General features: G+C 64.5%; 30 protein-coding genes. 15 read left to right on the forward strand and 15 right to left on the reverse strand.

From position 1 onward, the window contains the following. Positions 1-2: 2 nt before the first annotated feature. The gene (locus tag VI234_RS03530; protein WP_336329259.1) at positions 3-1,217 is read left to right on the forward strand and encodes a sensor histidine kinase; all 1,215 of its coding nucleotides are present in this window, start codon (positions 3-5) and stop codon (positions 1,215-1,217) included. Here VI234_RS03530 and purL read toward each other — a convergent pair whose 3' ends face one another. Next, positions 1,218-3,434, reverse strand: a complete 2,217-nt coding sequence (gene purL, locus VI234_RS03535) for a phosphoribosylformylglycinamidine synthase subunit PurL (protein WP_336329260.1) — start codon at positions 3,432-3,434, stop codon at positions 1,218-1,220. Between the two features lie 362 nt (positions 3,435-3,796). On the opposite strand from purL, the gene VI234_RS03540 reads away from it, so the two are divergent. Beyond that, positions 3,797-4,162: a hypothetical protein gene (locus VI234_RS03540; protein WP_008313166.1), complete on the forward strand. Its 366-nt coding sequence runs from the start codon at positions 3,797-3,799 to the stop codon at positions 4,160-4,162. Between the two features lie 23 nt (positions 4,163-4,185). On the opposite strand, the gene VI234_RS03545 is transcribed toward VI234_RS03540, so the two are convergent. Further along, complete coding sequence (locus tag VI234_RS03545) at positions 4,186-4,509, reverse strand: hypothetical protein (protein WP_336329261.1); 324 nt, start codon at positions 4,507-4,509, stop codon at positions 4,186-4,188. Between the two features lie 193 nt (positions 4,510-4,702). Then, complete coding sequence (locus VI234_RS03550; protein WP_336329262.1) at positions 4,703-5,239, reverse strand: hypothetical protein; 537 nt, start codon at positions 5,237-5,239, stop codon at positions 4,703-4,705. 89 nt (positions 5,240-5,328) lie between these two features. Between VI234_RS03550 and VI234_RS03555 the strand changes: the two genes are divergently transcribed. After that, a complete protein-coding gene (locus VI234_RS03555; protein WP_008313171.1) occupies positions 5,329-5,562 on the forward strand; it encodes a DUF2249 domain-containing protein in 234 nt (77 codons plus the stop codon). After that, the gene (locus VI234_RS03560) at positions 5,559-5,873 is read left to right on the forward strand and encodes a cupin domain-containing protein (RefSeq protein ID WP_008313173.1); all 315 of its coding nucleotides are present in this window, start codon (positions 5,559-5,561) and stop codon (positions 5,871-5,873) included. The genes VI234_RS03555 and VI234_RS03560 overlap by 4 nt, the downstream gene beginning before the upstream one ends. Positions 5,874-5,875: 2 nt before the next feature. Here the strand turns inward: VI234_RS03560 and VI234_RS03565 are convergent, their stop codons facing one another. Next, positions 5,876-6,148, reverse strand: a complete 273-nt coding sequence (locus VI234_RS03565) for a glutamyl-tRNAGlu reductase (RefSeq protein WP_008313175.1) — start codon at positions 6,146-6,148, stop codon at positions 5,876-5,878. Further along, positions 6,145-6,429 carry a DUF2249 domain-containing protein gene (locus tag VI234_RS03570; RefSeq protein ID WP_064287594.1) on the reverse strand — a complete coding sequence of 95 codons (285 nt, stop codon included), beginning with the start codon at positions 6,427-6,429 and terminating at the stop codon, positions 6,145-6,147. Before VI234_RS03570 ends, VI234_RS03565 begins: the two co-directional genes overlap by 4 nt. Before the next feature lie 89 nt (positions 6,430-6,518). On the opposite strand from VI234_RS03570, the gene VI234_RS03575 reads away from it, so the two are divergent. Further along, positions 6,519-7,832 (forward strand): hypothetical protein, encoded by a 1,314-nt coding sequence (locus tag VI234_RS03575; RefSeq protein WP_336329263.1) that lies wholly within the window; start codon positions 6,519-6,521, stop codon positions 7,830-7,832. A gap of 1 nt (position 7,833) precedes the next feature. Here VI234_RS03575 and VI234_RS03580 read toward each other — a convergent pair whose 3' ends face one another. The 3 genes from VI234_RS03580 to VI234_RS03590 form a co-directional block, all read right to left on the reverse strand. Beyond that, positions 7,834-8,130: a DUF7521 family protein gene (locus tag VI234_RS03580; RefSeq protein WP_023843329.1), complete on the reverse strand. Its 297-nt coding sequence runs from the start codon at positions 8,128-8,130 to the stop codon at positions 7,834-7,836. A gap of 149 nt (positions 8,131-8,279) precedes the next feature. Next, a complete protein-coding gene (locus VI234_RS03585; protein ID WP_008313181.1) occupies positions 8,280-8,579 on the reverse strand; it encodes a DUF7521 family protein in 300 nt (99 codons plus the stop codon). 2 nt (positions 8,580-8,581) lie between these two features. Beyond that, entirely contained in the window at positions 8,582-8,959 is a 378-nt protein-coding gene (locus VI234_RS03590) for a helix-turn-helix domain-containing protein (protein ID WP_004591803.1), read from the reverse strand. Positions 8,960-9,170: 211 nt separating this feature from the next. Here VI234_RS03590 and VI234_RS03595 point away from each other — a divergent pair, with 211 nt between their 5' ends. Further along, on the forward strand, positions 9,171-10,322 hold the full coding sequence (locus tag VI234_RS03595) for a multicopper oxidase domain-containing protein (RefSeq protein WP_008313182.1): 1,152 nt from the start codon (positions 9,171-9,173) through the stop codon (positions 10,320-10,322). Positions 10,323-10,569: 247 nt separating this feature from the next. Here the strand turns inward: VI234_RS03595 and VI234_RS03600 are convergent, their stop codons facing one another. Genes VI234_RS03600 through VI234_RS03610 form a run of 3 tightly spaced genes read right to left on the reverse strand, consistent with a single transcriptional unit; the run spans position 10,570 to position 13,237 of the window. Then, positions 10,570-11,379 carry an ABC transporter ATP-binding protein gene (locus VI234_RS03600; RefSeq protein WP_008313183.1) on the reverse strand — a complete coding sequence of 270 codons (810 nt, stop codon included), beginning with the start codon at positions 11,377-11,379 and terminating at the stop codon, positions 10,570-10,572. After that, positions 11,370-12,212, reverse strand: a complete 843-nt coding sequence (locus VI234_RS03605; protein WP_008313184.1) for an ABC transporter permease — start codon at positions 12,210-12,212, stop codon at positions 11,370-11,372. The genes VI234_RS03600 and VI234_RS03605 overlap by 10 nt, the downstream gene beginning before the upstream one ends. Further along, the gene (locus tag VI234_RS03610; protein WP_336329264.1) at positions 12,209-13,237 is read right to left on the reverse strand and encodes an ABC transporter substrate-binding protein; all 1,029 of its coding nucleotides are present in this window, start codon (positions 13,235-13,237) and stop codon (positions 12,209-12,211) included. The genes VI234_RS03605 and VI234_RS03610 overlap by 4 nt, the downstream gene beginning before the upstream one ends. Positions 13,238-13,631: 394 nt before the next feature. Here VI234_RS03610 and VI234_RS03615 point away from each other — a divergent pair, with 394 nt between their 5' ends. From VI234_RS03615 to VI234_RS03630, 4 genes are all read left to right on the forward strand, one after another. Beyond that, a complete protein-coding gene (locus VI234_RS03615) occupies positions 13,632-13,946 on the forward strand; it encodes an Htur_1727 family rSAM-partnered candidate RiPP (RefSeq protein ID WP_008313186.1) in 315 nt (104 codons plus the stop codon). Then, positions 13,943-15,178, forward strand: coding sequence for a TIGR04347 family pseudo-SAM/SPASM protein (locus VI234_RS03620; RefSeq protein ID WP_336329265.1), 1,236 nt, complete (start codon positions 13,943-13,945; stop codon positions 15,176-15,178). The genes VI234_RS03615 and VI234_RS03620 overlap by 4 nt, the downstream gene beginning before the upstream one ends. Positions 15,179-15,426: 248 nt before the next feature. Next, on the forward strand, positions 15,427-16,113 hold the full coding sequence (locus VI234_RS03625) for a PHP domain-containing protein (protein WP_008313190.1): 687 nt from the start codon (positions 15,427-15,429) through the stop codon (positions 16,111-16,113). Continuing rightward, positions 16,113-17,207, forward strand: a complete 1,095-nt coding sequence (locus tag VI234_RS03630; RefSeq protein ID WP_336329266.1) for an asparagine synthase C-terminal domain-containing protein — start codon at positions 16,113-16,115, stop codon at positions 17,205-17,207. The genes VI234_RS03625 and VI234_RS03630 overlap by 1 nt, the downstream gene beginning before the upstream one ends. A gap of 7 nt (positions 17,208-17,214) precedes the next feature. Here VI234_RS03630 and VI234_RS03635 read toward each other — a convergent pair whose 3' ends face one another. Further along, positions 17,215-17,691, reverse strand: a complete 477-nt coding sequence (locus tag VI234_RS03635; RefSeq protein ID WP_336329267.1) for an NUDIX hydrolase — start codon at positions 17,689-17,691, stop codon at positions 17,215-17,217. Between the two features lie 43 nt (positions 17,692-17,734). Next, complete coding sequence (locus tag VI234_RS03640) at positions 17,735-18,709, reverse strand: transcription initiation factor IIB (RefSeq protein ID WP_151100117.1); 975 nt, start codon at positions 18,707-18,709, stop codon at positions 17,735-17,737. Between the two features lie 224 nt (positions 18,710-18,933). Here VI234_RS03640 and gatC point away from each other — a divergent pair, with 224 nt between their 5' ends. From gatC to VI234_RS03660, 4 genes are all read left to right on the forward strand, one after another. Beyond that, the gene (gene gatC / locus VI234_RS03645; protein ID WP_336329268.1) at positions 18,934-19,212 is read left to right on the forward strand and encodes an Asp-tRNA(Asn)/Glu-tRNA(Gln) amidotransferase subunit GatC; all 279 of its coding nucleotides are present in this window, start codon (positions 18,934-18,936) and stop codon (positions 19,210-19,212) included. Continuing rightward, positions 19,213-20,490 (forward strand): Asp-tRNA(Asn)/Glu-tRNA(Gln) amidotransferase subunit GatA, encoded by a 1,278-nt coding sequence (gatA, locus tag VI234_RS03650; protein ID WP_008313199.1) that lies wholly within the window; start codon positions 19,213-19,215, stop codon positions 20,488-20,490. 206 nt (positions 20,491-20,696) lie between these two features. After that, positions 20,697-21,842 carry a M48 family metallopeptidase gene (locus VI234_RS03655; RefSeq protein ID WP_049943104.1) on the forward strand — a complete coding sequence of 382 codons (1,146 nt, stop codon included), beginning with the start codon at positions 20,697-20,699 and terminating at the stop codon, positions 21,840-21,842. 41 nt (positions 21,843-21,883) lie between these two features. Continuing rightward, positions 21,884-22,069, forward strand: coding sequence for a hypothetical protein (locus VI234_RS03660; RefSeq protein ID WP_008313204.1), 186 nt, complete (start codon positions 21,884-21,886; stop codon positions 22,067-22,069). Positions 22,070-22,085: 16 nt separating this feature from the next. Here VI234_RS03660 and VI234_RS03665 read toward each other — a convergent pair whose 3' ends face one another. Then, entirely contained in the window at positions 22,086-23,189 is a 1,104-nt protein-coding gene (locus tag VI234_RS03665) for a glycosyltransferase (RefSeq protein ID WP_008313206.1), read from the reverse strand. A gap of 120 nt (positions 23,190-23,309) precedes the next feature. On the opposite strand from VI234_RS03665, the gene VI234_RS03670 reads away from it, so the two are divergent. Next, the gene (locus VI234_RS03670; RefSeq protein WP_336329269.1) at positions 23,310-24,632 is read left to right on the forward strand and encodes an MFS transporter; all 1,323 of its coding nucleotides are present in this window, start codon (positions 23,310-23,312) and stop codon (positions 24,630-24,632) included. A gap of 23 nt (positions 24,633-24,655) precedes the next feature. Here VI234_RS03670 and VI234_RS03675 read toward each other — a convergent pair whose 3' ends face one another. Beyond that, entirely contained in the window at positions 24,656-25,705 is a 1,050-nt protein-coding gene (locus VI234_RS03675) for a glycosyltransferase family 4 protein (RefSeq protein WP_336329270.1), read from the reverse strand. Positions 25,706-25,950 lie beyond the last annotated feature (245 nt).

The raw sequence follows: 25,950 nt of genomic DNA on the forward strand, positions 1-25,950 counted from the left end.
AGATGAATCGAACAGGACTCGTCTCAAAGTTCGCAGAAACGGTCGGCATCGAGAAGGCGTCGGCTATCGTCGACGACGCGATGGCTGACCTGGGTATCAGTGGCGACACGGAGATAGACGACACGGATGCACAGGATATCTGTGATATAATCCAGCACAACAACGAGGGATACGTCGCACTCGTCGCGAGTGAACTCCGCGTGCAGCTGGCGGCACAGGAACGGTTTGACGCGCTCCTGGGGAACATCCCAAACCCGGCTGTCGTCGTCGAGTTTGAGCAGCGAGAACCGTACGTCAAGTCGATCAACGAAGCGTTCGCGGACACGTTCGGCTACGACCAGACGGATGCAGTCGGAACGGAGCTTCGGACACTCCTCGCGCCACCCGGAGCCGACTCCGAAGTCATCAGGACTGACTGGTGGGAACAGACCGGCCAGTCGGAGCAAGAGGTCAGGCGGACGACTGCATCAGGCGAGATACGGACCTACCTGTTCCGGAGTACCATCGTCACCCGTGACAGCAGCCAGCTGGAAGGGTACGGGATATACACCGACATCACTGAACGGAAGCGCCGCGAACAACAGCTGAAACACCAGAACGAGCGGCTTGACGAGTTTGTCAGTATCGTCAGCCACGACCTTCGGAACCCGTTGAACGTCGCATCCGGCCGCACCCACCTCCTGCTCGGCGACATCGAGGATGCGGCTGTTCGGGAGGGGTTACAGGAGGTCGCCGCGGCACACGAGCGGATGGCACGGATCCTCGATGACACGCTGACGCTCGCTCGTCAGGGGCGGGTCGTCGGAGAGACCACGAGCGTCTCCATCGAAGCCGTCGCAGCCGACGCGTGGCAACAGGTCGAAACCGGGGACGCAACGCTTACCATCGAAACCGACGCGACCATCGAGGCGGACGCCGAGCGCCTCCAGCAGCTATTCGAGAATCTCTACCGGAACGCCATCGAGCATGCGGGCGCGGAATGCACCGTCGTCGTTTCCGCGCCCGAGACACATGAGAACGGGTTCTCCATCGCCGACGACGGCCCCGGCATTTCACCGGGCGACCGTGAGCTAGTGTTCGAACACGGCTACTCGACGAACTCGGACGGGACAGGGTTCGGCCTGTCGATCGTTCAGAGCATCGCCGAAGCGCACGGCTGGTCGGTCGCAGTCTCGGAGAGCGAGAGGGGCGGTGCGCGGTTCGATGTCCGCTGGTAATCAGGCCAGTTCGTCTTCGATGACCGACCGCAGGTCGGCGATGTCCGCAGCGTCGTACGCCAGCGTCTCGTCGTTGACAGTGATATCGAGCCGGTTCGAGCCGTTTGCTTCGCCCAGTTCCGTCACCGGGGCGACGCCGTCGAAGGCTTCTCGGACCGCCGCCGGGTCGGTCGTCTCGAACACGACGCGGCCGGGCCGCTCGTTGAACAGGAGTCGGTTCTGGCTGCCACGCTCGACCGGCTCGATGTCGACCGACGCGCCGGCGTCTTCGTGGACCATCTCCGCAAGTGCCACTGCCAGCCCGCCGTGGCTCACGTCGTGGCTCGCCAGTACGTGGTCGGCGTCGGCAACCTCGGCAATCGTCTCGACAACGTCCGTTGAGTCCGCCGGGAGGGCGGGGAAGCGGTCGGTCCCGCCGAACTGCGCGGTGTACTCGGAGCCGCCGAGTCGCGGGTCGGCCTCGCCTTCCAGCGCGGTGTCACCGACGACGACGAGCGTTCCCTCGCCGGACAGCGACAGCGGCGGGGCGTCGTAGCCTTCCTTGACCCCGACCAGCGTGAGCGTCGGCGTGGGCGGAATCGGCCCGTCCTGTGAATCGTTGTACAGCGAGACGTTGCCGCCGACGACCGGCACGTCGAGGTCGCTGCACATGTCCGCCAGCCCGTCGACGATACCTTTGAAGCCGCCGTACACGTCGGGTTTCTCGGGGTTGCCGCCGTTCAGACAGTCCACGGCCGCGTGGGGCGTCGCGCCCTTCGCGGCGACGTTGGTGGCGTTTTCCAGTGCGACGGCGCGTGCGCCCTCATACGGCGCGGCATCGGTCCAGTTGGGGTCCGCGCCGGCGGAGAACGCCAGCCCGGTCTCGGCTTCGCGAACGGCGAGCAGCGCGGCGTCGTCGCCGGGCAGGACGCTCGTTCGGACCTGCACCTCGTGGTCGTACTGGCGGTACACCCACCGTTTGGAAGCGCAGTTCGGACTACCGACAATTTGCTCGAACGCCTCGTCCAGCGACACCGTCGGCAGGTCCCGTTCCTGTTTCGGTGGCGCGTTGCTCGGCAGGTCGTTCATCGGCGCGCCGTCGCCGAGGAACGTCGCGTCCACGTCGACGACTGTCTCGCTGTCTCGCGGGCGCTGCCCGCTCGACTTGTCCGAGACAGTTGTCTCGCTCCCCTCGAACGTACAGACGTAGTTCGTGCCCGGTTCGGTGAGTTCGCCGATGACCGAACAGCCGAGGTCGAACCGCTCGGCGAGTTCGGCGACGCGGTCGACGTTTTCGGGCGCAACCTCGTACACCATCCGCTCCTGGCTCTCTGCGAGGAGAATCTCCATGGCGTTCATGTTCGGTTCGCGCTGGTGGACGCGGTCCAGTTCGATGCGCGCGCCGAGGCCGCCCTTGGCGACCAGTTCCGAGGACGCGCCACCGAGGCCGGCGGCCCCGAGATCCCGGGCCGACTCGACGAGCGCCTCGTCCAGCAGCGCCTCGTTGCACTCGATGAGGAGCTTCTCCGAGTACGGGTCGCCGACCTGCACGGCCGGCCGGTCCTCGGTTTCGGCGTCCTCCGCGAGGTCCTCGCTGGCGAAGGACGCGCCGCCGAGGCCGTCCCGCCCCGTCGCGTTGCCGACGAGGACGAGCTTGTTACCGGGCTCCTGGGCCTCGGCGGTGATGGTCCGCTCGGGCTCCAGCAGGCCGATACAGGAGACGTTCACGAGCGGGTTGCCTTCGTAGTCGTCGTGGAAGGCGACGCTGCCGGCCACTGTCGGGACGCCGATGCAGTTCCCGTAGTGGGAGATGCCCTCGACGACGCCCTCGAAGAGATAGCGCGAGTGTTCCCGGTCGAAGTCACCGAAGTACAGGCAGTCGGCCAGCGCGATGGGGTAGGCCCCCATCGACAGCGTGTCGCGGACGATCCCGCCCACGCCCGTCGCCGCGCCGTCGAACGGGTCGACGTAGGACGGGTGGTTGTGGGACTCGACGCCCATCGTGATGTACATTTCCTCGCCGTCGCCGTTGGTCGGTAGAGAGACGACGGCCGCGTCGTCGCCGGGGCCGATGACGACCTGATCGCCCTCAGAGTCGAACGCCGACAGCAGGGGGCGAGAGGAGCGATACGCGCAGTGTTCGCTCCAGAGGTTCTCGAAGAGAGCGGCCTCCGCCCGGGTCGGCTCCCGGCCGATCTCCTCGACCACGAGTTCGTGGTCCGCGTCGGACAGGCTCATTACCTCCTCGTGGCCGCCCACAAGATAAGTCCCTTTCCATGCACCCGCGTCGGTAGTACGCGAATGTACACTCTGGCCGGGAACACAGCGAAACTCGCGTCGGCAGCTCAGCGAACGGCGACCGTCGAGGCGCGCCTGTACAACGACTCGACACCCACTCCCAATAACTGAGATTCACAGCTGAATACGAGTGGCTACTGAGAATCGGTCATGGGTATCAAGAGGGTAATATGGGCCGTTGGAGTGGCTATACGAGGTTATTGGCTCAATATCTCCGGAGGCGTCACATCGAAGTCCGGGTTTTCAAATAAGATAACTGGCACTCGGAGTATATATGACCGCTGGCCATACCCCAACACAGTATGGGTGCTGCCGACGGTGACTGGCTGACGCTGGAAGGGAGTTCTTTCTCCGGCCGGTCCTTCTCCAGCGTGTGGGCGGTAGCGCTGGCGACGTACGGTGTCGGCGACGTGGTTACCACTATCGCCATCGTCTATTTCGTCCCGACGTTCACCGAGGCAAATCCCGCGATCAGGTGGGCGATCCAGTCGTTCGGCGGCGGCGGCTTCCTCGGCCTCAAACTCCTCGTGATATACTGCTGTCTCGGCGTGAGCATCTGGGGCGGCGTGCTCGAAGAAGACCCGTTGCTCTACTACGGTCCGCCGGTGCTTCTGACAGTGATGGGGCTCGCCGTGACCGGGTTCAACCTCAATCTGCTGTTTTCCTGAGGAACCGCCGTTTTACTGCCGGACTATTCAGCCGTCGCGTTGCCCGCGGTGGTCCCGTCCGACTGGTTGTTAGCCGGAGTCTCTGTCGGAGTTTCGGACAGGAGCGCGCTCGGCGGTGGGGAGGCACTGCCGCCGCTTTCGGTCGAAGTGGCGTCAGTTCCGTCCGGTGTCGACTCTGCCGGGCTTGGCGTCGTCTCGGTGGCGGGCTCAGAAGTCGCGTCGCTGTTGTCGGTGAGACCGAGGGTCCCAACGCCAGCACCGACGACGGCGAGTAAAACGAGAAGGACCAGTCCCAGAAGCCGCTTGTTGTAGGTTCCGTCCGCATCCCGAAAGATATCGCTATCCATCTCGGCTCCGCCTCCGGCGGGCCGCGACGCCGCACCGTAAGTACTCCGATACCATCGTTTTTTGATAGGTTGTTGCTTTCTGTCGTGGAGGGACCCTCCACTATCCCACCAAGCCACCGATATCCCACCCAGTCGGCTCAGCTTACGATATGTCGCCCAGCAAACCGTATAACGTTTTCCATGTACTCAGCTGTCAGAACGGCACGCTCTCGTCGGACGATTCCTCCGCATCGTCCGTCCGGAGATCACCGGTTTTCCGGTACCGCGTTTCGAGTTGCTGGAGTTTGTCGTTGATACCCGTACTCTGGTGGTGGCCCGGGCTCACGCGGACACGGACGAGGTCGTACTCGTGGCGGTCCGCCAGCCCGTTCCAGGCGCGAAACGCGCCGACAGTCAGCGTGTCGCTCTGGGGGCAGAACTCGGTCGTCGGCGTGAACTCGGCTCGCAACACGCTCCTGTCGTCCGTCTCACGGCCGTAGCGGAAGCCCGCGTCCGGGTGCCGATGGTCGAGGTTCAGCCGTGCGAGGTTGTACCCGAAAGTCATGTCGTACACGCCGCGCTCGTCGAACAGGTCCATCGTGAGTCGGTGGAACGCGGCGTGGTCGGTGCCGGTCAGTACTGCTGTCTCAGACAGGAACGGGCCGGGGTCAGGGTTGTGTTCGGGAACGAACGTCCCGTAGCTATCGAACCCGACGTCTGAGCCGCCACGGAGGCCGGAGAGAAGGCTCATACTGAAACGAACGGGCGGCATCCATCAGGACCTACTCCCGAACGTGTTCGGGGGAACCCCCTCACCGACGCCCGGCGAACGCTCAGGTGATGCCAGCAACCACACTCGACCTGCGCGAGACGCCGCCGCCGGAGCGACACTCGAAGATACACGACTCCTTCGAGGCGCTGTCCTCAGGGGAGACGCTTCGGATTATCAACGATCACGAGCCGAAGCCGCTGTTCTACGAGATGCAAGCCGAGGTCGAGGCGTTCGACGCGGCGAATTACCGGTGCGAGCAGGACGGCCCACAGAAGTTCGTCGCCGACCTCCCGAAACAATGAGCGAATCTACCGTCACAGAAACGGAGCGAGCAACGCTCGACGGCGACGGGGACGGCCGGACGAGGTTGTTCGACGGGGAGCCAAAGACCGTCCGGTTGACGCTCGGTGCGGGCGAGTCGATTCCGGCCCACAAGCATCCCGGTCGGGACATCGTGTTCCTCCTCCGTTCGGGCGCCGTGGACCTGACGCTCGGCGACGAGACGGTGTCGCTCTCTCCCGGCGACGTCGTCCGGTTCGACGGTGACCAGAACATCTCCCCCGCCGCAACGGCGGACAGCGAGGCACTGCTCGTTTTGGCGTCGTCGGAGTAGGCTCACTCGAACAGGGAAATCGCGGTTTCGATCCGCTCGTCGTCCGCACTCCTCGCCGCGTCCTGTAGAGTTGCCCGGGGGACGGCGAGCAATCGGTCGACGAGCCGTTCGCTCAGTTTTTCGACCGCAAGCCGCTGGTCAGCCGTCAGTTCGCCGTCCTGTTGTAGCTGTGACAGCGTCCGTTCGAGTTGCTCCCGCTGAATCTTCGCACCACGGCTGTCGATCCGAGCGATCGCTTCTTCGACGTCGACAGGCGGCTCCGTGTTCTGATTCATCTGTGCCAGATGACTGTCACTGTCGCGTCGTCGGTCTCAACACTTTCGTACTCGTAGCCTCTGTCCTCGAGTTTCGGATAGAGGTGCTGTGGGGCGCGGTCGTTGAACTGGACGAGGACGGTGTCGTCGTCAAGGTCCGCAAGCCGCTCTAGTGTCTGCTTGAGCGGCTTTGGCGGCCCCAGCGACTGCACATCGAGGCGTTCCGTCGGCGCGTCACCGGGCGCACCAGTTTCCGAAATCAGGGCCGCGATCTGCTCTGTTGGCTGGTGGTTCGACGTCATGTGTTTGCGTTCGGTTGTGAACGGGCCGACCCTTTCCCCGAACATATTCGGCCACATTGCCAGCAGGGACAGGGTCATACTACACAGCAATGAGCGGAATACCTGCCGACGTGGACGCAGACGCCGCCCCGCCGATGACGGTTCCGCTGCGTCATTTCGTCGTCGCGCTGGCGTTTCTGGTCGCCGGTGTCACCGTCGGCGTCGTCGAGGGTCGGGCCGGCCACCTCGCACAGGTCCACCTCCTGCTCGCGGGGTGGGTCTGTCTCACCATCATGGGCGCACTGACGCAGTTCGTCCCGGTCTGGTGTGGAATCGAACTCCATTCGCGCCGCCTCGCTGCTGCGCAGTTACCACTCGCGGCGGTCGGGATCGCGGGTCTGGCCGCTGGCTTCCTGACAGCGACTCCTGCAGTGTTGCCAGTCGCCGGAGCGTTCGCGCTGATCGGCGTCTGGACGCTCTGTTACAACATCGGACGGACGCTACTCGCTGCGGAGCCCGACGTCACGGCGATTCATTTCGGCTGGGCACTGCTGTTTTTCGCCCTCGTGACGGCCGCCGGGATCGTGCTGGCGCTGGACCACGCCGCCGGCGTCCTCCCGCTTTTGGGAATCGGCAGGCAGGGGCTCTTGCTGGCCCACGGGACACTCGCCGTGTTCGGTGCTGTCCTGACGACTGTCGCGGGCGCGCTGGCACAGCTCGCCCCGATGTTCACGCAGGCCGACACCGGCAAGGTTGACGCAGCGGTCCAGCGGGCGGAGACGGCCGTCTATCCGCTTGGGGTCCTTGCGCTCGCTGGCGGTCGGCTGATCGGGTCACCCGTTCTGGCCCGGTTCGGCGCGGTTCTCGTCGCTGCCGGTCTCGGCGTGGTGGCGGTGCTCCTGGCGCGACAGCTCGTCGGGGCGCGTGTCGAGTGGTCCCCGATGTTGACCCGATACAGCGTCGCAGCGCTGTCGCTGTTCCTCTGGGCGGGGCTGACGATGTTCGCATGGTGGAACGACCCGCTCGCGTACACCGGGCTGCTCGGTCAGCCGTCGACAGTGCTGCTCGTCGGCGGCGTCGGCTTCGTCGTCCTCGGGACGCTGTATCACGTCGTCCCGTTCATCGTCTGGGTCCACCGGTACAGTGACCGCCTCGGCTTCGAGGACGTGCCGATGGTCGATGACCTGTACGACCACCGAATCGCGGCGATAGATGGTGTGACGCTGATAACTGCGTACGGCCTCCTCGTGAGCAGTCAGTGGCTTGAGACACCGGACGGCACGGCGTTGGTCGCCGGGGGGCTCGCGTTTTTCGGGACCGTCTTGTTCGCGGGCAACCTCGTCGCTGTCCTCGTCGAACACAGCCCGCAATCGCTGCCAACACTGCTGACCGGTCGTGAACACACACCCGCCGAGGACTCGTAACTCAGTTCGTCGTGGTCGGCTGGTCAGTGTACACCGAGTAGGTCAGAATAAAGAACCCGGCAGCGGTGAACAGCTCCTCGACAGTGACGCTCTGTGCCACCGGCATGCCGACGAACTGGTGGAGGCTCCCCCCGAGTATTGCGCCCAGTGTGACGAACCCGATACCGAGACAGAGCGCTCGCATCGCCGGTGCCCGAGTGCGGCGGTATGCGCGGTATGTCAACGTCGTCAGTATCACACCGCAGAACAGCGTGACTGTCTTCATCCCGATTAACAACACTGCGTTCGCTCCAAGCATGGCTCTGATTGACACGTCCTGATAAATATACCGTCCGTAGCGTTTCCAGTCGGTGAGAATACCAGTGTCACGACGTAATACGGACCAGTTGCCCGCTCCGAGCGAAATCGAGAACCAAGAGACGAATCGAGCACCGCGCCGCGCAGTCACTACCGAACGTATAGCGAGTACAGGATGATACCCAGGCCGATGGCCGTCAGCGAACTCGACGTGAACACGCTCACAGCGAGCAGTTGCTGGCCGAGATACCTGCCGACAAAGATGTCGAGGACACCGCCGGCAAACGCACCGAGGGTCACCACCCCGAACCCGTAGGTGAGCCACTTGTGCTGGGGGCTTTTCGTCCGGCTGTACGCCTGATACGAGTAGTACGTAATCAGTCCGCCAAGAATGAGGATCAGTGTCTTCGAGACGACGATGCCGACCTGTGAACTTGGGATGTGTACCATGGTTATGTCTCCTTTCGCACCTCAGACCAGAGGTTTTCGAGCCGTTGGTCCGGCGTCCGAGCGCGGTGTGAGATGTCGACGGTGAGCGACAGTTCCTCGTCGAGACTGATGACGACCTCCTCGAAGTCGATCGCATACCGGCTCGCGTGTTGGCCGTCCGACCGGACTTCGACGCCCTCGTACAGCAACGAGGACTCCGTCAGTAGTTCGAGCTTTCGGTAGGTCGTCGATAGCGGTACGCCGCTCCGGTCGGATATCTCGCTCGCCGTCAACGGTTCCTCCAGTACGCTGACAATGGCGCGACAGTCCTCGTCGTCGAGTGCGTCGAGGACCGTCTGTAACTCCGGCGTCTCCTCGTCAGCGAAGGGGTCCCGGACCATCCTTGCTCGACACTGCCCGCCCAAGACGTTTAATGTAACCGACTCGGGAGCGCTTACCGCCCGACACAGCCGACGTTTCCGCCACACAGCACGCAATATATGGGGCACTTATCTGTAACCGTTCGTTCGTTCCCAGCAACTGAGAACGCTTCTGTCGGTCTGAGAACTCCCTTCGGGGGTTTATACTGTGGTATCTTATCCACAGTTGCTTATGGAAGACCAGATTGGCGCACCCGGATCGGGCATCTCCCGTCGTGACTTCGTGAAAGCCTCCGGCCTCGGTGGCACGGTCGCGCTTGCGGGCTGTACCGCCCCGGGTGAGGTTCCGACCGAAGAGTCAGTCGACACCAGCACAACTCCAGCACAATCCGACAGTGACCTCCCGACCACGTCGCCGCCTGAGATCGTCAACGTCGACGAACAGGGTGGCGAAGTGACGCTTTCCTCTGTCCCGGCCAAACACGAAGCCCATCCCGGCGAATCCATGGGCGGCCCGGTCGAACTCCCGAAGGTGTGGGCGTTCAAGGCTGACGACGGCGAACCGAGCGTCCCGGGTCCGATCCTCCGGACGACGGAGGGCGAGGACATGGAGGTCACCTTCGACAACACGGACGGCATGCGCCCGCACACGGTCCACTTCCACGCCGTCCGGAAGAAATGGGAAGACGACGGCGTCCCGACCACGACGGGCATCCGTATCGACCCCGGCGAGAAACACACCTACACCATCCCCGCGAACGTGACGGGCACGCATCTCTATCACTGCCACTACCAGACTCACCGCCACATCGACATGGGGATGTACGGCATCTTCCGCGTCGACCCGAAGGGGTACGAACCGGCCGACAAGGAGTACTTCATGACGCTGAAGGAGTGGGACTCCCGGCTCAACCGCCAGATGGCCGGCATGGACGCCAGCTACGACGTTCGCAACCGCCGCCCCGATACGTTCACGGTCAACGGCAAGTCCGCGCCGCGGACGCTGCACCCGGAGGACGGCTCGCCGATCATCGTCGAGCAGGGCGACACGGTGCGCATCCACATGTGTAACAACGGGTACATGGACCACCCGATGCACATCCACAACCACCGATTCCAGGTGACCCACAAGGACGGCGGGAAGATTCCGGAAGCCGCCCGCCACGACCAGGACATCACTAGCATCCCGCCCGCCGGTCGGCACACTATCGAGTTCGAGGCCGACGCCGACCCCGGCATCTACCTCGCGCACTGTCACAAGGTCAGCCACGCGATGAACGGGACTTCTTACCCCGGTGGGATGATCACCGGTGTCGTCTACAAGGAGGCGATGGACACCGACATCTTCAAACAGTTGATGGACTACGCCGGCTACGAAGCGTAAGACGACGTTTCGATTGGCTGCGTGAGTTGATTGGTCTTTTCGCGGGACATTCCGGCTAGATCTGAGGCACTGCGTTCCGTCCGATGGTGACAGGCGTGATCCGCCGATAAACCAGGTACTGCTATATCGAATTCTTCTGCAAATGAACTGCCATGCGTCGTCGCCAGAGCTCTTCGGTTATACGAACAGTACACTGTCGGAGTCAGCCAGAGAGGACTCCTTGGTGTGTCGAGAGAGCGTCTTAACATCAGATGTTACTCATCGAGGATGCCTCGCTGGCACCGTCCGAACTACCGAGTTCATCCCTGATTCGGGCGACGTATTCGATGAACTCCTGTGCTGTCCGCTGGCGTGGACGGTCGATATCGACAGTGAGCGTAGATCGCACAGTTCCGGAGTCGGCGTCCATGATGACCACACGATCAGCCAGGGTCACTGCTTCGTCGATGTCGTGGGTGACGAACACGACGGTCTGTTCGGTCTCACTCCAGATATCGAGGAGCTCGCCGTGCAGGTGGTCACGCGTCCGGGCGTCGACACTGGCGAACGGTTCGTCCAGCAACAGGATCTCCGGATCGACAGCGAGAGCACGAGCGATCCCGACACGCTGTTTCATTCCGCCCGACAGCTCCTTCGGATACGCGTTCTCGAAGCCCTTGAGGCCGACAAGGTCGATCAGCTCCCGGACTCGTGCCTCGCAGTCCGGGCAGTTACACGCGGGGCGATCAAGGCCGAACCGGATGTTCCCACGGACGGTTCGCCAGGGGAACAGTGCGTACTCCTGGAAGACCATGCCACGGTTCAGGCCTGGATCGGTGACCGGGTCCCCATCAACCAGAACTGAACCGCTATCGGGATTTTCGAGGCCCGCGATCGCCCGCAACAGCGTGGTCTTCCCACATCCCGATGGACCGACCACACAGCAGAACTCGCCCTCTGTGACCGAGAGGGAGACTCCTTCGAGCGCTCGGGTCGACTCGTAGGACCTGCTGACGTTCCGAACGCTGATCTTCTCACTGGACTCCTGGTCGGTGGACCGTCCCCCACTCAGCGCCATGCGAGGACCCTCCGTTCGACGAGTCGGAACCCGACGTCCATACAGAGAAACGCCAGGCTGATCAGGAACATGTACGCGACGCTGGTTGCCATCGCGAGATTGTTCGAGGCGTTGATGATCTCGTAGCCGACGCCGGGCGCGCCAAACAGTTCGGCCCCGACGACGATCATCCAGCACCGACCGATGCTCGTCCGAAACCCGGTCAACAACTGAGGGGCAGCGCTCGGTAGTGCGACGAGTTTCAGCATCGAGAGGTCGCGTTCCACACCGAGCGTCGAGGCGGCATCGGTCAGCTCAGGTGAAACACCGTCCACGCCACCGTACGCCCCGTAGAAGTTGATCCAGAACGCGCCGACGAAGACGATGAACGCCGCGCCGGTATGGTGGATTCCGAACCAGACAATCGCAAAGACCACCCACGCCAGTGGGGGAATCGGTCGAAGCATCCGGACGAGCGGCTGCAACCAGTCGTCGAATGTGCTGTTCCAGCCCATCGCTAGCCCGAGACTGATACCACACCCGGCACCGAGGAGGAGGCCAGGAACGTAGTGGAACAACGTCTGTGCGAGGTGTGCGAGCCCGGTCGGCAGCAATAGGTGGGAACCCAAGATGGGGACGGCAATCGTAGTCGAAGTCACAAACAGGTCGACAAATGCGTGCGCTGCATCGAGCGGTTCCGGCACCAGATAGGACGGCTGTGTCGTCACCGCAGCGAGCCACCAGACGAGGAGGAACACGAGGAGACCGCCCAGCCCGCGCAGATACCGCTGTAGGTCACTCTCGAAACTGTTGGCGACCACCGTGTCGGGACTGTGGTTTGTTCGGTGGGTCATTCTTGAATAGCGTCGTAAGGGTCGAACGCGAAGAGGTTCTCAGTCGCGACCGGCGCTTCGATGTTTCCGACGGTTGCGACGAACGACCCCATCGTCTCGGTCTGATCAGTGATCGCGTGGGGATCTGAAACGAACGCAGATGCCCTGGAGTCCATGGCTGCCGTGGCGAGGTCCTCACTTACCCCCGAGCCGATCACTGATGCAGCGTGGGTTGCCGCTGTATCCGGCGCGTCTGTCGTGAACTCAGTCGCCGCAGCGTGCTGTTCGACCAGCGACTGCGCGACCACGCTGTCGTTGATCACCCGCTGATTTGCGAACAACACCGTGACCGGATGGTCTTCCAGTATCTCTCCGGACCAGGCGAGTTCGCCGAAGCCCTCGTCCTGACTGATGAGCGTCGCGAACGGTTCCTGAATGATCGTCGCGTCGATGTCGCCCGACTGGATCGTCTGGACCGCCTTCGCTGGCGGGACGGTCGACTTGGCGACGACGGTGTCCATCTCCCCGATATCGAGGTCCGCTTCGATCCAGTACCGAAGCACGGTGTCGGGGACGCTCCCGTCCGGCGGGACACCGAACCGTACCTTACGGCCATACTCCTGTTCGAAGCGCTCGAATGTGGCCGCCCCTTCCTGCTCGTAGCGGGCTACCAGCTCGGTCGTCGCCATGATTTTGAAACCGTTTTTCGAATTGGCTGCAAGGATACCGGCGTTGGTGCCTCTGTCCACGAGAACCATTGCAGGGGTAATGCCGAAGAGCGCAACGTCGACATCTCCGCTGGCAAACGCCTTGACGACGCTGGGACCAGAGCTGAACCGTTCTATTGTGATGTCTGCCGGGATGTCCTCGTAGTAGCCCGCCTGCTCCATCACGTAATGCTGCATATTCGGATAGATTGGCACGTATGCGACGGTTACCGAGTCGAGTGACCCGCCGCTTTGACCGAGACAGCCAGCCATCCCCGTCACAGCAACCGTGGTCGCGCCTGCTTTCTGGAGTAGTCTTCGGCGTGAGATCTGCTTCATCGGTGTTATTAATCTAAGAGCCGATTATAATAATACCTGTCATACAATATGATTTAGCTAATAACTCGGGAGCGGGTGAAGACATCGCCGTGTTCAGTTCGGACTCAGCGCTAAACAGACGCAGCCGATGACCGTTTGTAATCTGAGTGAATCATCACTGCCGAAACAGGAAACAGTACGCTGTATTGGGGTACCACGGTCGAGAAGCCCGAAAGTGATTTCTGCTGCAGTCGGACGGCCAATATGATGCCCCACTGCACTCCCGTCGCAGTTACTCGTGCCGCTGCCGTCTCCTCGCCAGCGTTCGCTTCGTTTCAGTGCTTGGTGACTGAGTAGTTCCCAGTAGCTGAGAACGCGCTAGCCCCGTTTTTTTGGGGGAGTCTAACAGAGGGGTATGGAAGAGTTCGACCACGAGGTAGACGCCCCGCGCGGCGCAACGAGTCGCGAGTGGGAGGTGTTCGTCCGCGAGGACACGGCGGACCCGCTCACCCACGTCGGAAGCGTCAGCGCGCCGTCCACAGACATCGCCAGAGAGCAGGCATCGTCGCTGTTCGCGCGGACTGCCGTCACGCTGTGGTTGTGTCCCGCCGACGAGACCCAGCGGTACCAGACGGACGATGCGACGCTCGGAACGGGGAACACGGGGGACGACGCCACCATGAGTGTCGACGAGATGGAATCGGAGACGCTCCGGGGTGAGAACCGATGATTTCTGTCTCGAAACTGCTCTGTGACCTCGACGCTGAAGGGGACGGCCTCCGGTACGACGCGGCCGACGAGTCGACCAAACGCCAGATCAGGGACGAGAAGCAGCGTCGGCCCGTCGTCGTCTGGAACGTCACCAAGCAGTGCAACCTCTACTGTGACCACTGTTACGCCGCCGCCGACACCGAAATCGCCGACGGGGAACTCTCGACTGCTGAGGGGAAAGCACTGCTCGATGACCTAGCGGACTACGGCGCGCCGGTGGTGCTGTTCTCCGGCGGCGAGCCGCTCGTCCGGCAGGACCTCGAAGAACTGGTCGCCTACGCGAACGAGGTCGGCGTCCGCCCGGTGCTTTCGACCAACGGGACGCTCATCACCGAGGAGCGCGCCCAGTCGCTCAAGGACGCCGGGCTGAAATACGCCGGCGTCTCAGTCGACGGCCTGCCGGAGCGAAACGACGACTTCCGTGGGGTCGACGGCGCGTTCGAGGGCGCGGTCCAGGGGATAGAGAACTGCCTGGACGCGGGACTGAAAACCGGCCTCCGGTACACAATCACCGAGCGCAACGCCGCTGATCTGGAGGGTGTTGTCGACCTGTTGACCGACGTTGGCGTGGACCGCTTCTGTTTCTACCATCTGGATTACGGCGGCCGCGGGACCGAGATTGTCGACGCCGACCTCACACCGACCGACCGCCGGCAGGCGGTGAAGCGGGTCTGTGACATGACTCGCGAGTACCACGACCGCGGCGAGGAGATCGAGACGCTACTGGTCGGCAACTACGCTGACGCGGCCTACCTCGTCGAGTACGCCCGCGAGCACATGAGCGAGGCACAGGCCCAGCGGGTGTACGAGTATCTGCGGGTCAACGGCGGGGACCCGACCGGCGAACGCGTCGCCGACGTGGACTACCAGGGCAACGTCCACCTCACGCAGTTCTGGCAGGGGTACTCGCTGGGGAACGTCCGCGACCGCTCGTTCGGCGCCATCTGGGAAGACGAGTCGAACCCGTTGCTTTCGGCACTCCGCAACCGCGAAGAGCACCTCACGGGCAAATGCGCCGACTGCCGCTACGCCGAGGTCTGCCGCGGGGCCTCCCGGCTCCGGGCACTCACCGTCGAAGACGACCTGTTCGCCCCGGACCCGCAGTGTTATCTGGAGGAGACGGAGATCCACGGGTCGCCGCCGTTCGATACCGGCGAGAACTCGGTGGCGAGCGGGAGCTCGGCCGACTGAGTCGGCAGCATCTAACCCCATTTTAATCCCCACCAAGCTGAGGGAGCTCACTCATTCCTGCACATCAGTAATTGCAACATGCGACCGTCGATTGACGGTCGTATCGTCGGGAAGCACACGCTCAGTCTCGTGGGACAGATGGGCGTTCTTCGGGCACTCGGCCGCCATGGACACGGCGGCCGGTTTGTTCTCTGTGAGAACGGGGGCGGACCGGGGCGTTTTTGCCCTGCCCCCCGTTATCGACACCTGTGCAGTCGGTTGAGCTACACGCGCATTCGTCGCTGTCGTACGACGGCCGGGACCCGGTCGAGCTCCTCTTAGAGCAAGCCAGCGCCGTCGGTCTGGACGCGCTGGCCGTGACTGACCACGACGAAATCGACGCCAGCCTCCGGGCGGCCGAACTTGCCCCGGAGTACGGCCTCGTCGGGATACCCGGGATGGAGGTCACATGTGCCGCCGGACACGTCCTCGCCCTGGGGATTCAAGAGGCGATTCCGCCACACCTCCCGTTCGAGGAGACGCTCGACCGCATTCGCGATCAGGGGGGACTCGCGGTCGTCCCGCATCCGTTCCAGGAGTCCCGCCACGGCGTACTGGAACACATCTCGAAGGCCGAACTCGCGACGGCCGACGCCATCGAAGTGTACAACTCGCGGCTATTGACCGGACGGTCGAACCGACAGGCCGAGCGGTTCGCTCGTCGCAAAGGGTTGCCGATGACCGCCGGCAGTGACGCCCACATCGCGGAGATGGTCGGGCAGGCAGTCACCAACGTCGGCACGGACGAACGAACGGCCGACGCGATTCTCGACGCCATCCGTGAGGGCAAGACGACCGTCGAGGGCAAGCGGACGCCGTGGCGGATTAGCTTCCGGCAGGCCGCCGGCGGAGCGAAGCGGCGCGTCAAGAACGGTATCGCGGAGCTACTCCAGTGATGCAGGGAGCCGACACGGACGCCGTCGCCGACGCCCTCGAAAGCGGCGACGCGCTGCCGGGAAGCGGCGGGTTCGCGGGCGAATTGGACGGAACGCTCCTCCGGGACGTTCTCGGGCGGTACCCGCTGTTCGTGGAGCGGACTGTTTCTGACAGGGAGCGCCTCGACCCCGAGCAGTGGAGCCACGACCCGACGGCGCTGGCCGACCCGCGGTCGTTCCCCGCCGGTCATATTCGGGACGACAACGGGACCCGACAGCGGTGGTCGTTCCCGTCGCCCGACCCGTTCAGCGACCGCGAGACAGCCATCAAGCGGGTCCGCGCCGTCGTCGAGACGAGTATCGACGCCGTCGACACCGATTCCCTCGCGATAGCGTTCTCCGGCGGCGTGGACTCGGCGCTGCTCGCGGCACGGCTCGACGCGCCGCTGTACGTCGCGGGCTTCCCCGACAGCCACGACGTTGAAGCGGCGCGGTCGGCTGCCGACCTGCTGGGAACCGAGGTTCGGGTCGTCGAACTGACCCACGACGCTATCGAGCGGGCCGTCCCCGAAATCGCACACGCCACCGGTCGAACCAACGCCATGGCGGTCCAGATTGCGCTCCCGCTGTATCTCGCCGCGGAACGGGTCGCCGCCGACGGCTTCGACCGGCTGGCGCTCGGCCAGGGAGCCGACGAGCTGTTCGGTGGCTACGCAAAAGTCGCAAAGGCCCCCGAGGACCCCCGCGTAGAAGCCGACACCGTCCGCGGGGCACAGCGGGAGGTCATCGGCTCGCTCCCCGACCAGTTGGAGCGGGACGTGCTCGCACTGCGGGCCGCCGGCGTCGAGCCGGTGACACCGCTGTTACACGACCGCGTCGTCGACGCCGCGCTCCGACTGGACGGCGAGCTGCTCGTGGACGGCGAGACGCGGAAGGTCGCGCTCCGGGCGGCAGCCCGCGGATCACTCCCCGACGAGATCGCAAACCGGGACAAGAAGGCCGCACAGTACGGCTCACTCGCCGCCCGGGAACTCGACCGTCTGGCCCGGCAGGCCGGCTACAAGCGCCGGATGGACGACCACGTCACGCAGTACGTCGAGTCGCTCGTGGAGTGAGTCACGGCTACGGCTCGCGTACCGCTTCGATTGCCTGCTGGCCGACCTCGACCACGTCAGCCGGGAGTTCCTCGCCCCGGGCCTGCAAGTCGTCAACAGAAAACCATTCCCAGTCCTCGGCCGGCTGTTCGCCCGGCCCCGGCGCGATATCGCGGGTGTCCGCCCGGCCGTAGAAGATGAAGTCGATGTGCTGGTGGCCGACCTCGCCTTCGGCGTTGACGTTGATGTCCTCGAGCAGGAAATGCTGTGGCTGGGGCATCGACTGGACCGTTTCGCTCTCGATGTCCTGCTGTGGTGCGATCAGGTCCACGTCGAGGCCGAGTTCCTCGCGTGTCTCGCGCAGTGCGGCCTCGTGGGGGAGTTCGTCGCGGTCGATGTGGCCGCCGGCGGGCAGCCACATGCCGAGCTTACTGTGTTCGTGGAGCGCGACGCAGCCCTCGCTAACGACGTAGACAGTTGCGACAAAATGCCGAGTGGTCTCCATACCGACGGCACGGCACAGTCGGTGGTTTAGGTTACGATACCGGTTACGGGTGGATGTTGTCCTCAGCTTCCAGCAGTTCGTGGTAGCGGTTGCGGATGGTGACCTCGGAGATGTTGGCGACTTCGCTGACTTGGCTCTGAGTGACCTTCTCGTTGGTGAGCAGGGAGGCGGCGTACACCGCAGCGGCGGCGAGGCCGACCGGCGACTTGCCGGAGTGGACGCCCTCCTGCTTGGCGTTCTGAAGGAGCTGGCGGGCGCGCCGCTCGACCTCCTCGGAGAGGTCCAGATCCGACGCGAACCGCGGGACGTAGCTCTCGGGGTCGGCCGGCTGGATTTCGAGGCTGAGTTCGCGGACCACATAACGGTAGGTCCGGGCGATTTCGTCCTTCTCGACGCGGGAAACGCCGGCAATCTCATCGAGCGAGCGCGGCGTCCCGGCCTGTCGCGCGGCGGCGTACAGCGACGCCGTCGAGACGCCTTCGATGGAGCGGCCGGGCAGCAGGTCTTCGTCCAGTGCGCGACGGTAGATGACGCTGGCTGTCTCGCGGACGTTCTCGGGCAGTCCGAGCGCGGACGCCATGCGGTCGATTTCGCCCAGCGCCTGCTTGAGGTTGCGCTCCTTGGAGTCACGAGTGCGGAACCGCTCGTTCCAGGTGCGCAGTCGCTGCATCTTCTCGCGCTGGCGCGAGGACAGGGAGTTACCGTAGGCGTCCTTGTCCTGCCAGCCGATGTTGGTCGACAGGCCCTTGTCGTGCATCATGTTCGTCGTCGGCGCACCGACACGGGATTTCTCGTCTTTCTCCTTCGAATCGAACGCGCGCCACTCGGGACCGGGGTCGATCTCGTCCTCCTCGACGACCAGCCCACAGTCCTCACACACCGTTTCACCGCGCTCGCTGTCGGACAGTAACGACCCGTTACACTCCGGACAGACGAGCGTCTCCGACTCCTCTTCGTCCGTCTGCTCTGTCTCCGTCTCGCGCTCGTTCGAGTATCGGCGGATGCTGGTATCGGTCATTTGTTGGGGGTGGGACAACCGGGTATCGTACCCGAAAAACGTGTTGTAGCCTATTGTTGTATCTACGGCGACTTAAAACTTTTGTCCGTTTCAGAAGTCCAATTTTCCGAAGGGGAAACAAGAGTTGGCAATTCTTGTGTATTCACTTCCACAATTATTAACTATGCTATATATCTGCCCGGTGTTTCGAAACGCTTACCGCGCATCCAGCACTCCGGCCCGACATGAGCGACCCCGCCGTCGATCCCGAGGAGGTCCGGCACGTCGCCGACCTCGCCCGTGTCGACCTCGCAGACGACGAGATCGAGCGGTTCACCGAGCAGTTTGGCGACATCCTCGACGCGTTCGAAGCGCTCGACGACGTCCCAGAGACAGAACGGGAGGCCGACCTCTCGAACGTGATGCGCCCCGACGAGACACGCGAAAGCCTCTCGCAGGAGGAAGCGCTCCGGAACGCCAGTGATACCGAAGAAGGACAGTTCAAAGGGCCGAAGGTGTCGTAGATGACGGCGTACAACGGCTACGTCACCGACGAGACCATCGAGGGCGCGGACGACGGCCCGCTGGCGGACAAGACCGTCGCGGTCAAGGACAACATCTCTACCGAGGGCGTCCGGACGACCTGTGGCTCGGCGATGCTTTCCGACTACGTCCCGCCGTACGACGCGACGGTCGTCGAGCGGCTGAAAGACGCCGGCGCGACCATCCCCGGCAAGACGAACATGGACGAGTTCGGGATGGGGACGACCACCGAAACGTCCGCATACGGCCCCGTCGAGAACCCCGTCGCCGAGGGCCGCGTGCCGGGCGGTTCCTCCGGTGGCTCGGCCGCCGTCGTCGCTGCTGGCGATGCTGACCTCGCACTCGGCAGTGACACCGGTGGCTCCATCCGCTGTCCGGCCGCCTTCTGCGGTGTCGTCGGCATCAAGCCCACCTACGGGCTGGTCTCTCGGTACGGCCTCGTCGCCTACGCCAACAGCCTCGAACAGATCGGGCCCATCGCGCCGTCCGTGGAGGACGCCGCGGAACTGTTGGACGTCATCGCCGGACCGGACGAACACGACGCGACGACGCAGGAAGCGCCCGAGAGCGACGGCTCCTACGCGGCGGCCGCCGACGGCGACATCGACGGGCTCTCTATCGGCGTTCCGACGGAACTGCTGGACGGGGCCGACGAGGAAGTCGTCGAGACGTTCTGGGACGCGATGGACGACCTCGAAGCCCAGGGCGCGAGCTACCACGAGGTCGACCTCCCCTCGGTCGAACACGCCGTCGAGGCGTACTACGTCATCGCCATGTCGGAGGCCTCCTCGAATCTCGCGCGGTTCGACGGCGTCCGATACGGGCAATCGGGCGGCTACGACGGCAACTGGAACGAGTCCTTCGCCAACGCCCGCGAGGAGGGCTTCGGCGAGGAGGTCAAGCGCCGGATTCTCCTCGGAACGTACGCCCTCTCGGCGGGCTACCACGACAAGTACTACAAGAAGGCACAGGACGCCCGCGCCTGGGTCAAGCAGGACTTCGACGAGGCGCTTGAGGACGCCGACGTCCTCGCGTCGCCGACGATGCCCGTCCCGCCGATGAAACGCGGCGAGAGTTTGGACGACCCGCTCACGATGTATCTGGCCGACGCCAACACGACCCCGGTGAACCTCGCGAACCTTCCGGCTATCTCGGTTCCGGCCGGCGAGACCGGAGACGGGCTACCTGTGGGGCTGCAACTGGTCGGACCGGCGTTTGGCGAACGAGATATTATCCGGGCCGGCAGTGCACTAGCATAGGCACGCGAGTGAGCGAGGAGCGAACGAGCGCTTTTTCGCCCACGTTTTTCAAGGAGCGGTTCGCGAGCCGCGTTGCGGCGACGCGAACCCGACGCAGAAAAAGGTGGTCGTCGAACGAGAGATTATCCGGGCCGGCAGCGCACTGGCCTGAGGCCGAATCCGAGCAGCCCCGTACGCTTTTTGTTCGTCATAACGAACGAACAATTATGGCTCCCCTTCCGTCCACTACGTGGTCCCTCCGCGCACGCCTCCTCGCGCTCGTAGTGGTGCTCGTCGCCTTCGACGCCGTGGCTGTCGCCGTCGCGTACGTGCTGGGCCACGTCGCGTTCGGTCTCCTGCCGCTGGTCGGCTACGATACCGGGACGCTGTTCTGGACGATGGGGTTCGACATCGTGCCGCTGTGGCCCGTCGTCCTCGTCGGGACGCCGCTCGTCCTCGCCGTCCAGTCCATCTACGGCTACCGGATGACGCTCCGGGATTCCGGAACAACTGCGACCGAGTCCCCGGCGTCTGAGCCCGAGTCCGTCGACGCGATGCGGGCGAAGATACGGCGCAGCGAAACCGCCGACCGCCTCCGAGAACGGGTGGCTCGGCTTGCACAGACGGCGGATATGGCCACACCGGACGTGACAGTCATCGACTCCGAAACGCCCAACAGCTACGTCGCCAGCCGGCCCGGCGAGCAGACGCTGTTCGTGACCACGGCGCTCGTCGACCACCTCGACGACGCGGAACTCGACGCCGTCATCGCTCACGAACTGGCCCATCTGAAGAACGGCGACGCGTTCGTCATGACTGCGGCCGCGTTCCTCCCGACTGTCTGCGCGCTGTTCACTCGCACGCTCGGGAGAACACTGCAGTATTCGGTGCTTTGCCACTGGTTCCTCGGCGGCGACGACGAGGACGGGACGTGGGTCGCTGGCGGGAACATCCACCTCGTGATGTTGCTCTTCGCTGTCATCGCGATACCGGTCACGGCGACGCTGTATCTCGCCAGCACGGCCTGCTACCGACTCCTCTCGCGGATTCGGGAGTACGCCGCGGACGCGGGCGGTGTCGCCATCTGTGGCTCCCCGGCGGCGCTCGCCAGCGCGCTGGAGACGCTGACAGACGACCAGCGCCCGGACACGGACATCCGGACCGCCGAGACCGGCGTCCGAGAGCTCTGTGTGGTTCCACACGCCATTACGGCCGATGAGCAGACCGCACCGAACGGACGGGCCGAACGGCTCGCCCACCGGTGGCACAGCATCACCGAACGAGTCCTGCCCGGGTCGCATCCAGACGCCGACGACCGTATCGCTGCACTGGCGGAGCGACAGTCCGCCCTCGACCGGCGCGGGCAATCGTGACGAAGGGGTACAGTTTACTCGCCGGCGGCCCGAGAGAGCGTATGAGCGACGACGCCGAGGGGCGACTCAGCTGGCTCCACTGGCCGACAGTCCTGAAGGGGCTGGCACTGGGAATCGGGGCCGGCCTGATACTGGCCGTCTCGCTGGGTGATTTCTATCTCGGCCTGGCGCTGGGGACGCTGAACGGGCTGGCCTTCGGTATCGGCTGGTCGCACTCGCGGGCCTGAGTTGGGCCGGCAAGCGCTACAGCACGCTGTCGTACACGTCGGCCAGTTTGTCGATGGCGTGCTCGACGCTGATCACGCCTCGCCGGGCAAGACAGCGCTCCCGAAGCCGTTCCTGATCGTCCAGCACGCGCTCGATAGCCCGTCGGAAGCCGTCGATGTCGCCCTCGTCGTAGGAGTAGCCGGTCTCGCCGTCCTCGATGGTGTCGCTGAGCGCGCCGGCGTCGACGCCCGCAACCGGCGTGCCACAGCAGTTGGCCTCAAGGGCGACCAGACCCTGCGTCTCGACGGGACTGGGGAACGCGAACACGTCTAGGGTAGTGTACAGTTCGGGGAGTTCCGTCCGGTCCAGAAAGCCGAGAAAGCGCACGTCGACGTCGCTGTGTTCGGCCGTCGCTTCGAGTGATTCACGGGCCGGGCCGTCACCGCCGAACACGACAGTCACGTCCAACCCCTCGCAGGCCGTGATGATGTCTTCCAAGCACTTCTCGTAGCCGTGGCGGCCGGTGTAGCCGACGATAGGGCTATCGGGGAGGTCGTAGCGGTCCCGGAAGTCGGCCGTGTCGACCGGTTCGAACACGGTCGTGTCGACGCCGTTCGGAACGACCGTCACCGTCGTATCGAGGCCGATAGCCTCTCGGAGGTGAGTCGCCGCGCGCTCGCTTGGCGCGATCACGGTGTCGGCTCGGCCCAGGAACCAGCGTTCGTAGCTCTCGGCGCTGGAGCGGACCGCTGACTCGACAGCGCCGTTGAAGGAGACGTACTCGGCGTACTCGCTCGTCGGCGTGTGATACGACGCGACGAACGGGATATCGAGTTTACCAGCGAGTCGCTGGCCCGCCATCCCGAGGCTGAACGGAGTGTGGGCGTGGACCAGTTCGGCGTCCCGGACGCCCTTCGGTATCTGTGGCATGCCCAGGCGAAACCCCTCGTAGAATGGGAACGGAAGGCTCCGGACCGGATACTCGTTCTCGGACGGGTCGTGATTGCTCTTCGGATAGACCACGCCCATGCGACCGCCGCGGTCGCGCCAGCGGTCCCGCCACGTCTGGACCGTGTAGGTCACCCCATTGACGGTCGGCAAGTACGTGTCGGTGAACGTCGCGACGTGCGGCAGTGTCATCGCCGCGGCGTAGCAGGACCAGGCCTTAAACCGTTGCCATTGGCACACCATAAGTCAGACAGTTGTCACTCGCTGGCGGGTGCCAGAGTTCTTTTGGGGGACCGTGGCACAGTTGGGGTAATGGATCGGGACGGCTGGCTGTACGCCTGGGCAATCGCATCGGTCGCGTTTGGCGCGGGCTCGTTGCTCGTTCCACTGTATTTCGTCGCCATCGGCGGCGAGACGTTCATGCTGGGCGTCCTCGCCGGGGTGGCCGCCGCCGCGGGTGCGCCGGGCGCACTCATCTTCGGACGCGTCGCTGACAAAACGGGGAAGCGGCGGTCGCTCGTCCTCCTCGCACTGGGGCTGGCGACTTCCGCGTTGTTGCTCGTCTCGCTCACCGAACAGCCGTGGCTGGTCATCGTCGGCAACGGCCTGCTGTGGTTCGCGGCCGGCGCGGCAGCGCCGGTGCTGACGCTGCTTGTCACCGCCGGAACTGTCGAGCGAGATTGGCCGGCGCGGTTCGCTGTCCTGAACCGCTACCAGGGCTGGGGGTGGGCCGGCGGGTTAGTCCTCGGCCTCGTGTGGACGACGCTGCTCTCGGGACCGCTTGGGGAGATCCCCGCTCAGCAGTCGCTCCTGTGGTTGTGTGCGGCCGCCGTCGGCCTGTCGGCGTTTCTCGCGGCGAAGTGGCTGCCGTCCGACCCCGACGAACTCGACCGTCCGCGGGCCAGTCGGATGGCGCGGGCCATCGCCCGGTCGCGTCGGCTCCCGGTCCGGAGTGCGACGTTCCCGGTCGGTCAGGGGCGGCTGTACTGGCTCACGCGGTCGATACACCCCCGAGAAGTCGCGGCCCGGTTCTCCCCCTCGCTGACCATCTACTTCGGGGCCGTCGTCGCCTTCTTCGTCGGTTTCGGCGTGTTCTGGGGGCCGTTACCGCTGTATCTCTCCCGGACGCTCGGCTACGAATCGGGACTCGTCTTCGCGCTGTATCTCGTCTCCAGCGTCGGCTCGGCGCTGTGGTACGACCGCGCCGGTTCGCTCGCCGAGCGGTACGACCCGAGTGGACTTCAGGTGGGGAGCCTGCTGGCCCGCGCGGCGCTCCACCCGGCCGTTGCCGTCGTGGGACTGCTCCTCCCGGTCACACTCGTCGGCACAGCGGTCAACGGCATCGTGTTCGTCCTCATCGGCGTCGCCTGGGCCGTCATCGCCGTCACCGCGGCCAGCGTCGTCACCCAGCTCGCGCCGCCGGCGATTCGCGGCGAGGCGCTCGGGCTGTACACCGCTATCTCCGGGCTGGCAAGCGGTCTCGGGTCGGTACTCGGCGGCTGGCTCGGCGGCTACGACTTCCTGCTCGCGTTCGCCGTCGCCGGCACGCTGGTGCTGGTGGGCGCGGCGCTGGTCGCAGTTGTCTGGCGGCGCTCGCCGACGGTGTCAGTCGATAAGGAGCCGCTCTCGGCGTAACAACTATCCGCTTCGAAGGCCGCTCAGGCCAGTTCTTCGTACGTCTCGACCAGCCGCCGGCCGACCCGGTCCAGACTGTGCTCTTTGGCCGTCTCTTTGGCGTTCTCGCCCAGTCGCTCCCGCAGGTCGGGGTCCTCGGCGAGGCGCTCCAGCGCCTCGCGGAACTCCGCTTCGTCCGCGCAGATGAGACAGTCGTGGCCGTCCTCGTAGTACTCCCGGAACACCGGGATGTCCGAGAGGACGACCGCCTTCCCGCAGGCCATCGCCTCCAGCACGGCGATGCCCTGGTTCTCGGCCTTCGTCGGGAACAGGTACACGTCGCCGGCCCCGAACGCCCCGCGGATGTCCTCGATCCACCCGGTAAAGGTCACGTTCTCGGGCGGGTCGTTCACCCACCGCGAGACGGTCCTGGAGGCCTGTGGCCCGGCGTCGTAGGGGCCGAACCACGCGAAGTCGTGCTCCGTCTCTTGGGCGAGTTCGCAGAACGTCGTCAGCCCCTTGCGCTCGAAGACGTTGCCGACGGCGAAGACGACCATTCCGTCGAGGTCGTAGCGCCGCCGGTAGTCCTCGCGCAGGTCCTCGTAGCCCGCCAGCGCGTCGATGTCGACGCCGTTCGACATCGGCCGTATGGGCGCGTCGACGGGATAGGATTCGAGTATGTTCTTCGTGTATTCGGAGGGACAGAGCACGAGGTCGGCCTGGGAGTAGAACCACTTCAAATAGCGGCCCAGCGCCGGCGCGACCAGGTTCGACCCGCGGAAACTGTCCCGGAAGTCCTCGCGGGTGACGTGAGCGTGCAGGACGAGCGGGATGTCCGCCTGCGCCGCGTGCTGCGCCACGGCGACGGAGCCGGGTCCGATCATGTTGCAGTGGGCGATGTCGAACTCGCGGAACACCGGGTCGTTGAAGGCGATATTGCCACCCAGTGCCCACGCCGGATGGCCCTCCTGCCAGGGCGTCGTCTCCACCTCGATGTCGGTCTCGGACAGCGCCGCCCGCTGGTGGTCAACGGCGGTGCCGATGCCCGACCGGTCGAGGCGGTCGGCCAGTTCGAGATAGTTCAGGACGCGCACGTCTCGGGGCTCTCCGGCCGGGCCGAAAATCCTATCGACTTCACCTGTGGGGCTGTGATTAGAAGCGTTTACTTACCAAACAAACGTTCAGAACAGCCAGAAAGCCCCCGCGCTATCGACTCCCGCGGCTCGCTGTGCGCTTCCCTCGCTCACTCCGTTCACGCAGTCCAGTGCTTGCTTCACCGGGGTTCGTCGATAGCGCGGCCCCTTTCAGTCCCACCCGTGTCGGCTGGTCGAACAGTCAC

This window comes from Haloarcula sp. CGMCC 1.2071 (assembly GCF_037078445.1).
GTDB classification, from domain to species: Archaea; Halobacteriota; Halobacteria; order Halobacteriales; family Haloarculaceae; genus Haloarcula; species Haloarcula amylolytica.